The organism is Pontimicrobium sp. MEBiC06410 (genome assembly GCF_053601615.1).
This window is the reverse complement of the sequence record NZ_JBSHNT010000114.1, coordinates 19385-33455: the sequence shown is the minus strand read 5'-3', so window position 1 is coordinate 33455 and position 14071 is coordinate 19385. Positions and strand designations below refer to the sequence as shown.

Genomic DNA, 14071 nt, shown 5'->3' with positions numbered 1-14071 from the left:
ATATATGGTACCAAACTTTATTATAGAAATAGATAAAATTCCATTAACCCCAAACGGCAAAACCGATAGAAAACAATTAGAAACGCTAAGCCTAGAAGTAGAAAGCACCACCCAATACGTAGCACCAGAAACAGCAGTAGAGCAACAATTAGCAATACTATGGTCTAAGCTATTAGAACTAGAAGAAGGAACAATAGGAAAACACGATAACTTTTTCGAGTTAGGCGGGCACTCACTATTAACAGTTCAATTAGTTCAAGGGATAAATAATTTATTTAAGAATAAAAAAATAGAATTAGTTGATTTAATTAACAGTAGAACAATCTATGAGCAAGCCATTTTACTAGAAGGATTAAATGTTGAAGTAGGTTCTAAACATATAATAAATTTTAATACTTCAGAAAAAACAGTAACAGATGCCGTAGATACATTTATAATTCCTGGTATGCCTGGAATAGTAGATGGTTATTATGAATTAGCAGAAGCTTTCTCTAAAAAAGGAAGCAATACTTACGGTATTCAAATGTATGGTTTACTAGAAGGAGAAGAAGCCTATACTACTATAGAAGAGATGGCAGCACATAATATAAGAGTTATACAAAGTACATCGTCTAAAAATATTCGTTTGGTAGCACATAGCTATGGTGGAGTTGTTGTTTTTGAAATGATAAAACAATTATTAGCGAAATCAATAACTATAACAGTAGTTATCCTTTTAGATAGTTACCTCCCTAAAAAGTCTCTAAAAGTAAAAGAGAAAATGCATATTTTTATAAGTACTATAGTCACTATACTTAATATAAAAGTGTCCAAAAAAGAAACTACAGAACTAGTAGAAAAGGCAGTGAAAAAAGCTAAGAACGATCGCGTAAGTTTTATTTATGAAAGCCTTAAAAACAAAGGCGGCAAACTTAAAGAAGCATTTTTTAGTAGGTTGTATAAAGTGTGTTACAATGCTTTAAGTATCTCATATAATTTAGAAGATCAACTTAGTATAGAAGCAGTATTAGTAAAAGTAAAACAAGTACAAAATAAAGACACTCAAACATCTCAAGATTGGTCTCCATATTTTAATACATTACAAATTATAGAATCTTCAGGAAGTCATTTCGAAATGGTTAAAAAGCCATTTGTAGAGAAATGGAAAAAGAATTTAACAAGTTAGTAATAACATAATTTATTAGAGCTATAACAGTTAATAGTGGGTTGTCTACTATTAATTGTTAAGCATTTTATTCCTCATAGTAAATAACATATACACAGATGAAAAAAGTAACAATGTTCCCTGGGCAAGGCTCACAATATAAGGGAATGGGTAAAGCACTGTTTTCAAAATATAAAGCAGAAACACAATTAGCGTCAGACATTTTACAATATGATTTAGAAGAACTTTGTGTACAAGACCCCAATAGAGAATTAGTAAAAACACAATTTACCCAACCAGCACTGTATGTTGTAAATTATTTTAGGTACAAGGAGTTAAATATAGTACCAGATTATGCAATTGGACACAGTTTGGGAGAATACAATGCATTATTAGCCGCAGGAGGATTTAGTTTTGAAACTGGTTTAAAAATGGTTCAAAAAAGAGGACAGTTAATGGCAGCTGCATCCGGAGGTAGCATGGCAGCTGTACTAGGAATAAACATTGAAGCATTAAAAGAAAAAATGAACAGCTCTGAGTATGCAGATTTAGATATTGCTAATTATAATACACCAACTCAAACAGTAATATCAGGGCCTGGTGACAGTATTAAAAATATAGTAAAAAACTTTTCTGCTCAAGATATTAGAATTATTCCATTACAAGTTAGTGCACCGTTTCATTCTCGTTATATGGAGCCAGCAGCAAAAGAATTTTCAGAATTTTTAAAAGGTTTTCACTTTGAAGCATTAAAAATACCTGTTATATCTAATGTTACGGCAAGACCTTATAAAGATATTGAAATAGCCGACTTGTTAAGTCAACAAATTTCAGGATCTGTCAAGTGGTGTGAAACTATTCAATACTTAATGGGGAAAAATGTTGAAGAATACCAAGAAAACGGCAGAGGTGTACTTACTAAAATGGTTACAGAAATAAGAAAAACCTGTAATCCTATTATAGAAGAGGAACCAATAGAAACAGTAGAAACAAGTACTACAACCATTAAAGAAAAAGTAATTGTAGAAGAGAGTACAGTAGAAAAACTTGGAGCAAAATTAGGAAGTATAGACTTTAGAAACGATTATAATATCTCTTATAGTTATGTAGCAGGATCTATGTATAGAGGAACAGCATCTCAAGAACTTGTAACCCGTATGGCTAAAGCTAAAATGCTATCTTTTCTTGGTACTGGAGGATTAACTTTAAATCAAATTTCGGATGAAATAGATACAATACAATCCAAATTAGATACTAACGAAACTTATGGAATGAATCTGTTGCATAATTTAAATAATCCAGATTTAGAAAGCCAAACAGTCGAGTTATACCTTAACAAAGGAGTGAAAAATATAGAAGCCTCGGCGTTTATGTTAATAACAGAAGCTTTAGTACATTTTCATGTTTCTGGCTTAGAACAAAAAGCAGATGGAAGCATAGTAAATAGACACAAAATACTTGCTAAAATCTCTAGACCTGAAGTAGCAGAAGCATTTATGAAACCAGCTCCAGAAAAATTGGTTTATAAATTACTTGAAAAAGGGAAAATTACTCAAGCACAAGCAAATATATCGCAGACAGTTCCAGTAAGTTACGATATATGTGTAGAAGCAGATTCTGGCGGGCATACAGATGGAGGTGTAGCAACAGTATTATTACCATCCATTCAACGTTTACGAGAAGAAATTCAGAAAAAATACAAATACCAAAAGCAAATTAGAGTTGGTCTGGCTGGAGGTATTGGTACACCAGAATCTGCTGCAAGTGCTTTTGTAATGGGCGCAGATTTTGTGTTAACTGGTTCAATAAATCAATGTACTGTAGAAGCAAAAACTAGTAATGCTGTAAAGGATTTACTAGAAGCTATAAATGTTCAAGATACAGGATATGCACCATCGGGAGATATGTTCGAAATAGGATCTAAAGTGCAAGTCTTAAAAAAGGGCGTTTTATTTCCTGCAAGAGCTAATAAATTATACGCATTATATAACCAATACAATGCATTAGAAGATATTCCAGAGAAGACAGTGTTGCAATTAGAAAAAAACTACTTCAAAAAATCAATATCTGAAATATGGGAAGAAACAAAAGAACATTTTAAAAGTAAAAACAAACTAGAAGAAATAGCCAAAGCTGAACAGCGTCCCAGACATAAAATGAGCTTAATATTCCGTTGGTATTTTGGGTACAGTAGCCGTGCAGCTTTTGCAGGAAATTTAGATAATAAAGTTGATTTTCAAATTCATACAGGACCAGCATTAGGTGCTTTTAACCAATGGGTAAAAGGCTCTCGTTTAGAAAAATGGCAAAATAGACATGTAGACGAAATAGGAGCAAAACTTATGAATGAAACAGGAGCATTACTTTATAACAGACTATCTAAGATTAATAAACAATTAACAAATTCAATCTAAATAAATAAACAAAAACAATTAACAAATTCAATTTTATGAAAACTTTTAAATTTAAAAACATTACCCTATTATTAATTGCATTAGTCTTTTTACAAGCTTGTAGTAACGACGATGACAATTCAACACCAGAGCCACAACCTATTCCAGAATTAATTACTATTTCATCTGAAGGGCTTTACCCAGGTAAGTTTGACTTTAACGCTAAGAGAAATCAATTTGTAGTAGGCTCTTTAACAAAAAGTGAAGTAGGTTTAGTAAATCCACAAACAGGAGTATATACAACGTTTGTAACAGATACTAATTTGGCATTAGTAACAGGTATTTATGCAGACAATGCTAATAATAGACTATTAGTAGCCTCTGGAGACTTTGGTTTTTCTGCAAATAGCGTTGGATTAGGAAAAGTAGCCTATTTAGGTATTTATAACTTAACAACAGGAGATAAAATTACAGGAATAAATTTAGCAACATTGCACCCAGAAAATACATTTGTATTTGCGAATGATATTGCCATAGATAATAGTGGGAATATTTATGTAACAGACTCTTACAACCCAGTGATTTATAAAATAAATCAAGCAAACGAAGCTTCTATTTTCTTAGATGGAGGAAGCGCATTCGAAAACGTACCAGGCGGTGGCGGATTAGCACTTAATGGAATTGTTTATGTAGATGGAAACTTAATAGTAGGTAAAACAGACTCAGGAGAGTTATTTAAAGTACCAGTTGCAGACCCAACAAGTTTTGTTAATGTAAACATCCCAGATTATATTGGAAGCGATGGGTTAGAATTAAGAAGTGATGGAAGCATTGTTATGGTAGAAACAGGAATTGGACCAACTGCTGGTGCTCGTGTTTTAGAATCTACAGATGGATGGGTTTCTGCTCAATCGGTTTCTACATTTTCAATAGCAAGCGAAGAGTTTCCTACATCTGCAACAATAGCATATGATGGTGAAGTTTATATTTTAACATCTCACTTATCTAAATTAACTTCAGGTAATACTACACACGAAGATTACAATATTTACAGATTACAATAAACACATTTAAAACTTTATTCTGTGCTTTATATCTTTTAATAAAGCACAGAGTAATGTAGTCATTATTTAGTTTAAAGAGTAGGGCTACTTTAGATTGTAGATTTATATACTTCGCTTTAAAACTAATTCATAAAAATTAATTCAAATGAAAATAAAGTATGTTATACTTTCTGTAACAGCAATGTTATTTAGTCTCAATAATTTTGTGATAGCACAAAATAGAGATTGGTCATCGTATGCGGCAGATAAATATAATTCTAAATATTCCTCTTTAGATCAAATAAATAAAGATAATGTAAAAGACCTAGGCATTGTATGGGAGTGGGAATCTCCAGATAATGCTTTAATGAAAACAAAACGGTATCCAATTTCAATATATCAAACAACACCTTTAGCTATAAATGGTGTCTTGTACATAAGTTCTTCTCTAGGAACAGTTTCTGCTGTAAATGGTAAAACAGGAGAAACAATATGGAAATACGATCCAGAAGTATATAATGCAGAAGGTAAACCAGCGCATGGAGGATTTATGCATCGTGGTGTTTCGTATTGGGATGATGGAAAGGATGGAAGAATTGTTTTTGGAACATTAGATGGGAGATTAATTGCTATAAGTGCAAAAGATGGGAAACCCGTTGAAACCTTTGGAAACAAAGGGATTGTAGACCTTACAAAAGGGTTGAGTAGAACTTTTGCTCCAGGAGATTATAGTGTGCCTACCCCTCCAATCATTGCTAATGGCGTTATCGTTGTAGGCTCTTCTATTACAGATGCCGGGCCAAAAAGTATGAAGCCACCAGGAGATGTTAGAGGATTTGATGTAAAAACAGGAAAACAACTTTGGACATTTCATACCATTCCTCATGAGGGAGAATTTGGTTATGACACTTGGGAAAAAGGATCTGCTAAAATTATGGGAAATACAAACGTTTGGACTAGAATGAGTGCAGACGAAGAGTTAGGTTATGTATACCTTCCTGTAAGTACGCCAACTAACGATTGGTATGGAGGAGATAGACCTGGCGATAATGTATTTGCAGAAAGCCTAGTATGTTTAAATATAAAAACAGGAGAACGTATTTGGCATTTTCAAGCAGTACACCATGGCGTTTGGGATTACGATTTAGCATCGGCACCAAACCTTATGGACATTACTGTAAAAGGAAAACCTGTAAAAGCAGTTGCACAATTAACAAAACAAGGATTTGTATTTGTTTTCGATAGAGTTACAGGAGAACCAATATGGCCAATAGAAGAACGACCTGTACCACAATCTAAGGTAGAAGGAGAGCGAACCTCGTTAACACAACCATTTCCAACAAAGCCAGCACCTTATGAAAGGCAAGGTATTACTAAAGAAGATATTATAGATTTTACTCCAGAACTTAAAGAACGTGCATGGGAGAGTTTAGCAAATGTGGATAAAGGAGAATTATTTACACCTCCAACCGAAAGAGGTTTAATGTATTTACCTGGCGCATTAGGAGGCGCTAATTGGCATGGAGCAGCAGTAGATCCAGAAACTGGAATGCTATACATTCCATCTATAACTTACCCCGTATTCTTTAAAGTCGTAAAAGCAGATCCAGAAAAAACAGATGCAAAATACGATTGGGACAATTTTAGAATTGTAGGGCCAGAAGGGTTACCATTATTAAAACCTCCATACGGGCGTATTACAGCCATAGATATTAATACAGGAGATCATAAATGGCAAGTTGCTATGGGGAACGGGCCAAGAAATCACCCAATGCTAAAAGATATGGATTTACCACGTTTAGGATGGCAATTTAGAGGTTCTCCACTATTAACTAAAACACTACTGTTTGTGGGACAAGAAGGGCGATTTTTCGATTTTGTTCCAGCATTAGTTGGATCAGAACGTTTAAAAGGAGTTCCACCAGTTACTATAACTAAGTTCGAACCAAAAATGCAAGTCTTTAATAAAGATAATGGAGAACTTATAGCAGAAGTAGAACTACCATTAAATGTAACAGGAGCTCCAATGACATACATGATAGACGGAAAACAATATATCGCATTCGCTGTAGGTGGAACAGTTATTTCACCAGCCAAAATAATAGCCATTGCATTAAAATAAATATAGAATTAAAAGGGGTGTACCCATTAAATAATAATCATTAATAATTTAAAATAACAATTATGACATTTAAGAACATTTTTTTAACATTACTTTTTGTTTCATTCGTTTCGTCTGTAGCTGCTCAAGACGCAAAATGGGAAATAGATAAATCACACTCTAGCATTACGTTTAAGGTATCACACTTTAAAATAGCAACAGTAAAAGGAAATTTCGACGACTTTTCTGGAGCCATTCAATCTAAAGGAGAAGATTTTAATGGAGCTAGTACAGATATTACAATTAAAACAGCTTCAATAAACACTAATCAAAAAGATAGAGATAAGCATTTAAGAAGTGCAGATTTTTTTAATGCAGAAGCGCATCCAGAAATTACTTTTAAAAATGCATCGTTTACAAAAGTATCAGACAAAGACTATACTGTTAAAGGAGATTTAACTATTAATGGAATAACGAAACCATTTGAATTTGCTGGAACTTTTAAAGGAAGCTTTGTTCATCCAAGATTCAAAAAAACAATTGGAGTATTTGAGTTTTCAGGAACTTTACCAAGATTAGATTATAAAATAGGATCTAAATTTCCAACAGCTGCGCTAGGAGGAGATGTAGAAGTTGCTATTAGTTTAGAAACAACAAAGGCATAATACCTTAAAGAAAATACATTAAGCATACTCAATTTAAAGTAGAAATTACTTTATAAAACTACTTACCCTAAATGTTACAAATGTTTAGGTCTAAATTGAGTATGCTTTAATTAAAACAAAAAATAGTTTTTATAAACTATAAAACGAGTACATAATTCTCATAAAATAAAATTTTATATAAATGAATGCTAAAAAACATACTAGGAAACAGTATTATACATATAATAGAGTTCTGCTGGAGTATCTAAAATTAAAGCTTAATCAAAATAATATGTTCTATACTGCTAGTTTTGGAGCATCAATACTACCGGTTTTTAAAACCATGTTGTTATTGTTTTTATTTTTCAGCTTTACAAACACAAATGCGCAAACAGCAACAAAACCTTCTTTTACAGGAAGTGTTAAAGGAAAAATTATAGACGAAACAACTAAAGAACCAATACCTTATGCGTCTATTGTAATAAAAAATAAAGCAGATAATAGTATCATTACTGGAGGAATAACTAATGAAAAAGGAAATTTTGAAGTAAAAGATATACCAGGCCAAGTTATTATTTTTGAAGTACAGTTTATTGGTTACAAAACATATACTACAGAGTTAACCTTAACAAAATCTAATAAATCTATTAACTTAAATACTATAGCTATAGCAGAAGAAGCAGAAGCTTTAGAAGGTGTAACAATAGTTGCAGAACGCTCTACTATAGAACAAAAAATTGATAGAAAAATCATTAATGTAGGAAAGGATTTAACAACAGCAGGGGCATCAGCAGCAGATATTATGGTAAATGTGCCCTCTGTAGATTTAGATCAAAATGGAAACCTCTCACTTAGAGGAAACCAGAATGTTGTTGTGTTAGTAGATGGTAAACCAACTAATATTAGTACAGATCAATTATTGAAACAAATACCATCAACATCAATAAAAAAGATAGAACTAATAACAAACCCATCAGCTAAATATAATCCAGAAGGAATGAGTGGACTTATTAATATAGTACTGCATAAAAGCGCTAGAATTGGGTTTAACGGAGCTATAAACCTAGGGATAACATCTGGTATTAAAACACGATACAACAACTCATTAGATTTAAATTATCGAACAGGTAAATTTAACCTATATGGAAATTATGGAAATAATTTAGGAAAAAATAGAGTAGATGGAACTATTTTTAGACCAGAAGAAAACTCAGATCAAATATGGAGATCATTAGCAGACAACAATTCGCATTTGTTTAAAGCAGGATTAGATTATTATATAAATGATAATAACACAGTTTCATTTTTTACTACTCAAAATATATTTGATGGTGTTACAACAGGCTACACAGATATTATTTATAACAACAATGATATTCCTAACTTAAAGCAAGACCTTATTAATGATAAGGAGAACAATGCATCAACATATAATTTCGATTACAAACATTTATTCCCAAAAGAGGGGCATACTATAGAATTTGAAGCAGATTTTAATACCTATAATGGAGATGATATTTCCGATTTTAGGTTTACAGGAGGCGATAGTTCATTTCAATCGTATATAGATGATATAGATAATGAAAGGAATAATGTAATATTAAATTTAGATTATGTAAACCCATTATCAGAATCAGCTAAACTAGAATTAGGGTCGCAGGCATGGTTAAGAAGAACAGATAATACATATCAATCTACAAATGCTAATTTAGATGACTCAAGTTTTTCTTACGATAGTGATATTTTTTCTGTTTATGGTACCTACAGTAAAACATTAACTAATTGGACATATCAAATAGGAGCAAGAGTAGAAAGTTATGATATTAAAGGAAAGTTTAATCAAGTAGGAGAAGCACCAGCAACAATATCAGATAACATATTTACAGTTTACCCTTCAGCATTTTTAAAATATACTCCAGATCAAGAAGAGCAAAAAAATGCCTATCAATTGAGTTATAGTAGAAGAGTAGATAGACCTAGTGTAACACAAGTAAACCCAATTAGAGGCTGGAATACACCAAGAATAACCTCTATAGGTAATCCAGGATTATTACCACAATTTACAAACTCTTTTGAGTTTAATTATATAAGAAAATTAGGAAAAGGAAGTTTAACAGCTGGCGTATTCTATAGATTCATAAAAGATGAAATAAATAGAATAGGGTTTGATGATCCAGAAGATCCAACTAAAATTATTTTATCATACGATAACTATGATGATAATACAGCTTTTGGTTTTGAAATTTCTGCAAACTACAAAGTAACCAATTGGTGGAGTTTTAATACTAGCTTCGATTTATATTCTCAAACTCAAAAAGGAATTGTAGAAAATACATTTTTAGAAGTAGACAACTTACTGTATAATTTTAGAATGAATAATAGTTTTAAAGCAACTAAAAACTTAACCTTTCAATTATTTGGCTTGTATAGAGGACCAAATGAAAACTTACAATTTGAAGTTCAAGAATTTTCATTTGTAAACGTAGGAGGACGTTACAATTTTGCAGAAGGTAAAGGAACAGTTAGCCTTAATTTTAATGATATATTCAAAACTCAAAATTGGTCATTTGATGGAGAAAGACCACTTAAACAAATTGGGGAATTCACATGGGATTCTAGAACGGTTTATTTAGGACTATCTTACAGATTTGGTCAAGGTAAAAAGAAATCAAGAAAAAGAACGAAAAGAGAAAAGAACGAAAAGAAAAGCGGAGGTTTCCTATAATTTATTTGGTTGGGTAGTTTGTTTATCTCATAGCATTTTAATGTTGAGTTTTCAGCTTACAGATAACGCTGCCTAACCTATTTTAAGTATTAATTAATAAAAATAAAATGGAAATTAAAGCCAATTACCAAAGCATTTTAAAAATAGCATTGCCTTTAATATTGGCAAATTTAGTAGGAGGAGTTGGTCAAATTATAGATACAGCTTTTGTAAATAGAATAGGAGAAAAGGAGTTAAATGGTACAGTAATAGGAGCCATGGTTTGGATGTTTTTTTCATTCATACTATTAGGCTTTTCTTCATATGTACAACGCTTAATTGCAAAAAAAATAGGAGAAAAAAAGAATAAAGAAGTAGGTCATATTGTAGATAATATTATTATTCTAGGAGTCTTTTTATTTCTGTTTATTATAATTATTTTCTCTATAATTAGAGTTAAAGGCTTGTCTTTAATGATTAAGGATACAGAAATTATTTTATATGCCTTCGAGTATTTAGATGTCCTTATATATGGCTTACCAATAACAATCTGTGTAAGTTTTTTTTCAGCATTTTTTTCAGCATTAGGCAAAACACAGATTATTACATATAGCGTGGTTACCTATATTATTGTGAATTTAATACTAGATTACCTGCTAATTTTTGGAAATTTTGGATGCCCAGCATTAGGTGTGTATGGCTCTGGTTTGGCTACAGTAATAGCCTTGTTTTTTAGTGGTTTAACCTATCTGTATTTTGGTAATAAATTGCAGGTAGTAAAAACGTATAATTTATTTCGTTTTAAAACATTAAACGTACCCTTTTTAATAGAAGTAACAAAAAAAGCAACGCCATTAGTATTACAAAATCTTTTTCACACCTTAGCTTATTGGGTCTTTTTTATAATGATAGAAAAAATGGGGAGTGCAGAATTAAGAGTCTCATTAATTATTAGGTCTCTATATTTATTTCTATGCTTACCATTATTTGGTTTAGGAAGAGCTGTTAATACTATTTTAAGTAATATGATAGGGCGTAAGGATTACGATAATGTATATAAAGCAATAATTAAGTCCCATCAAGTAAGTTTAGGAATTAGTGGTATATTATGTCTACTCATTTTTTTAATACCAGAATTATTACTTAATATTTATACTACAGATCAAGCCTTAATACAAGATGCCATTCCAATTTTAAGAATACTATTAGTCTCTATCATTTTATTTTCTATTAGTACAATAAATACTAATATTATTATAGCAACAGGAGAAACAAAATATGTATTTGTTATAGGCGCAATAAGTGTAATAAGTTATTTATTATATGCGTACCTCTCTATATTTTGGTGGCAAGCAGATATTACAACAGTATGGCTAAGTGATTGGTTAAATTGGAGCATTTTTACCATACTATCTACAACATACTTTTTTATATGGAAACGGAAACAAAATAAAATAAGGCAATTCAGTTAATGAATTATAATTGCTTAAAATACTATGAAACATTCAGTATCTATCATTAAAATGGATAGAGTAAATAAAGCTTATAATGCATCTGTTTCCCTAGTAAAAAAGGAGTTTATTAAAATTCCTGATGCACTACATTTATTTCATAATTCAGAAAGAAAATATTATGAAAATTTAAAATACGATCGAAGAAAATTAAATTACATTTTAGGACGGTTTTCTGCTAAACTAGCAGTTAATAGGCTGTCTAAAAAGGCAACATTAGAATCTATAAAAATAGGATCAGGCGTTTTTGGTTTTCCTATAGTTAAATGCTTAAAAGTTAAAAATATACAAGTAAGTATTACACATTGTGGTAATATAGGTATGAGTGTAGCATTTAAAGAATCTCACCCAATGGGTATAGATATAGAAGAAATAAACTCTGATAAAGAAAAAGCAATACTAAGCCAAATAACACATAAAGAAATAGAGTTATTAAAAACATTAGAAATTAATAATATTTCTGGCTTTACAGCACTATGGTGCGCAAAAGAAGCTTTAGCCAAAATTATAAAAACAGGAATGATGTTAGACTTTGTGTTTCTTGAAATAGAAAACATTAAAAAAGAGGGCACTACGTTTGTCGCTACATTTCAGCATTTTGGGCAATATAAAGCTATGTGCCATGTTAATAAAAATTATGCTATAGCTATAGTGTTACCTAGAAAAACAAGTACAGATTTAACTAAAGTATGGACAATGTTCGATACCAATGTTATAGAGCCTGTAAATGTAAAAGAGAGTTAAACTTTTTTGTAACATTCAAGCACTAAAATAAATAAACGACTTTTTTAATAGTATTTATTACATATTAAAATTTAATTTATAAAAGCGACACCAGTTAGGTGTCGCTTTTTTTATGCATTATTTTGTTTTTACTGTTGAAAGCAAGAAATAGAACAATGCCTATAACTTAAAGATTAAGAATTATTTAATATATTTAGAGAAGATTTAATTTTTTACATGAAAATTGAATTTAAACGCTATAAATTTTTTAAACTGTGAAAACCTTCAAACTAACCGTAATAGGGCTACTAGTTCTATGTATTACTCAAATTACATTTGCTCAAAACGACGCTTTAAAAATCCTTTCTAATGGAAATGTAGGTGTCGGTACCAATGCTCCAAAAGTAAAATTAGAAGTCAATGGAGATGTTAAATCTCGAGGAAGAATAAAAGATAAAACAGGGGTTATTATGCCTGTTGGAAGCATTATTCAATTTGCAGGAACAAAAGCGCCAGAAGGCTGGTTATTATGCGATGGAAGTACTCACCAAAAAAGTGGCAGCAAAGGAGAGCTTTTTAAAGTAGTAGGATACACTTATGGAGGAAGTGGAAATAACTTTAAGGTTCCAGATTTAAGAAGCACTTTTCCAATGGGGGCAAATGCAGCAGTTGCTGCAGAAAAAGTTGGTAAAAAAGGAAACCCAGACCAGCATTCGCATAAAGTAAATCCGCCCAAACAAAGCTTTACTACCAATACTAAAGGAGCACATAGACATAGGTTTTGGCCTAACTGGTACAAACGAGGTTTTGCTGGAGGAGGCTACTCTGGGATAGATACAAATGGGAGAAATATTAAAAATGAAAAAACAGAATCCGAGGGCAGCCATAATCACAGTGTTGCTGTAGACATAAAAGAGTTTAATAGTGGTTCTTCTTCAGATAAAAATAGACCAAAGTGGATCGCTTTAAATTATATCATTAAATACTAAAACAATACTAATTATTCAATACAATTTTTAAAAACAAATAACTAAAACTAATATTATGGCAATTACTATTTCAGAAATTAAAAACTTAACTAAAGGAACGACTACAGCAATTACAGATAAACCAAAACTAAAAGACTTTGATAAGCAAGGTACATTCTCTGCTACCATTGTAAATAAAAAAGCAACCTTAACAGATTGGGACGGGTTTGAAGCAGGAGATAATATTCAAGTAATATGGAAAGATGGAACTAAGGTAGTCGCAAGAGGAGTAGGAGGAACTATAAAAAAAGAAGGTACAGAAGCAGGAGAAGTGGTAATTACTATAAGTGATTTAACAGATGTCTCTAAATATAGTGTTGGTTTAAACGGACAGATGGAAATAGGAGAAGAAGGAAACCCAAGTAAAGCCGCTTTAGTAAGCGTTAGGATTGGGAATTTAAAAACAAAAGAAAACCCTAAAGCCGATTGGATAATAGATTTTAGTGATAAAACAGGAAAAGCAGAAGGAAGTGAAATAGATGTAAAAACACTAATAGCTTGGATACAGAAAAAAACAGGAGACAACAATAAACCAGAATTACCAGCTATAAAAGATAAAGATGGAAACGATAAAAGCGTAGAAGATTTTATTATAGAATTTAAAGACTTTTACTACAATATAACACAGAAAGTATTCGATTTTAATATAGCATCTAAGGAAGGAAACGAAATAACATTTGGAGACTTTACCATTAAAAATGTAGGATTTAGAGTAACCAATAATGCAGTTACTATAGAAGAAACAACAGAAGAAGAAAGTACAGAAGCATAATTGTTACC

10 protein-coding genes are annotated in these 14071 nt (G+C 31.4%); all 10 read left to right on the top strand.

Annotated elements, in window-relative coordinates:
• On the top strand, nucleotides 1-1165 hold a 1165-nt coding region (locus tag ACVC08_RS00840; protein ID WP_452600613.1), incomplete at its 5' end, for a thioesterase domain-containing protein.
• Between the two features lie 98 nt (nucleotides 1166-1263).
• Nucleotides 1264-3558 carry an ACP S-malonyltransferase gene (fabD, locus tag ACVC08_RS00835; protein WP_452600612.1) on the top strand — a complete coding sequence of 765 codons (2295 nt, stop codon included), beginning with the start codon at nucleotides 1264-1266 and terminating at the stop codon, nucleotides 3556-3558.
• A gap of 35 nt (nucleotides 3559-3593) precedes the next feature.
• Nucleotides 3594-4601, top strand: coding sequence for a hypothetical protein (locus ACVC08_RS00830; RefSeq protein ID WP_452599398.1), 1008 nt, complete (start codon nucleotides 3594-3596; stop codon nucleotides 4599-4601).
• Between the two features lie 145 nt (nucleotides 4602-4746).
• The gene (locus tag ACVC08_RS00825) at nucleotides 4747-6702 is read left to right on the top strand and encodes a pyrroloquinoline quinone-dependent dehydrogenase (protein WP_452600611.1); all 1956 of its coding nucleotides are present in this window, start codon (nucleotides 4747-4749) and stop codon (nucleotides 6700-6702) included.
• A gap of 62 nt (nucleotides 6703-6764) precedes the next feature.
• Nucleotides 6765-7346: a YceI family protein gene (locus ACVC08_RS00820; RefSeq protein ID WP_452600610.1), complete on the top strand. Its 582-nt coding sequence runs from the start codon at nucleotides 6765-6767 to the stop codon at nucleotides 7344-7346.
• Between the two features lie 181 nt (nucleotides 7347-7527).
• Nucleotides 7528-10050, top strand: a complete 2523-nt coding sequence (locus ACVC08_RS00815) for a TonB-dependent receptor domain-containing protein (RefSeq protein ID WP_452600609.1) — start codon at nucleotides 7528-7530, stop codon at nucleotides 10048-10050.
• Nucleotides 10051-10157: 107 nt separating this feature from the next.
• The gene (locus ACVC08_RS00810) at nucleotides 10158-11501 is read left to right on the top strand and encodes an MATE family efflux transporter (RefSeq protein WP_452600608.1); all 1344 of its coding nucleotides are present in this window, start codon (nucleotides 10158-10160) and stop codon (nucleotides 11499-11501) included.
• Between the two features lie 24 nt (nucleotides 11502-11525).
• Complete coding sequence (locus ACVC08_RS00805; RefSeq protein WP_452600607.1) at nucleotides 11526-12284, top strand: 4'-phosphopantetheinyl transferase family protein; 759 nt, start codon at nucleotides 11526-11528, stop codon at nucleotides 12282-12284.
• Nucleotides 12285-12538: 254 nt separating this feature from the next.
• A complete protein-coding gene (locus tag ACVC08_RS00800; RefSeq protein WP_452600606.1) occupies nucleotides 12539-13252 on the top strand; it encodes a phage tail protein in 714 nt (237 codons plus the stop codon).
• A 55-nt stretch (nucleotides 13253-13307) separates the two neighbouring features.
• The gene (locus tag ACVC08_RS00795) at nucleotides 13308-14063 is read left to right on the top strand and encodes a hypothetical protein (RefSeq protein ID WP_452600605.1); all 756 of its coding nucleotides are present in this window, start codon (nucleotides 13308-13310) and stop codon (nucleotides 14061-14063) included.
• Nucleotides 14064-14071 lie beyond the last annotated feature (8 nt).

Excerpts from the sequence above, each read along its gene's own strand:
- fabD (WP_452600612.1), top strand. The coding sequence starts at position 1,264 with ATGAAAAAAGTAACAATGTTCCCTGGGCAAGGCTCACAATATAAGGGA.
- ACVC08_RS00830 (WP_452599398.1), top strand. The coding sequence starts at position 3,594 with ATGAAAACTTTTAAATTTAAAAACATTACCCTATTATTAATTGCATTA.
- ACVC08_RS00825 (WP_452600611.1), top strand. The coding sequence starts at position 4,747 with ATGAAAATAAAGTATGTTATACTTTCTGTAACAGCAATGTTATTTAGT.
- ACVC08_RS00820 (WP_452600610.1), top strand. The coding sequence starts at position 6,765 with ATGACATTTAAGAACATTTTTTTAACATTACTTTTTGTTTCATTCGTT.
- ACVC08_RS00815 (WP_452600609.1), top strand. The coding sequence starts at position 7,528 with ATGAATGCTAAAAAACATACTAGGAAACAGTATTATACATATAATAGA.
- ACVC08_RS00810 (WP_452600608.1), top strand. The coding sequence starts at position 10,158 with ATGGAAATTAAAGCCAATTACCAAAGCATTTTAAAAATAGCATTGCCT.
- ACVC08_RS00805 (WP_452600607.1), top strand. The coding sequence starts at position 11,526 with ATGAAACATTCAGTATCTATCATTAAAATGGATAGAGTAAATAAAGCT.
- ACVC08_RS00795 (WP_452600605.1), top strand. The coding sequence starts at position 13,308 with ATGGCAATTACTATTTCAGAAATTAAAAACTTAACTAAAGGAACGACT.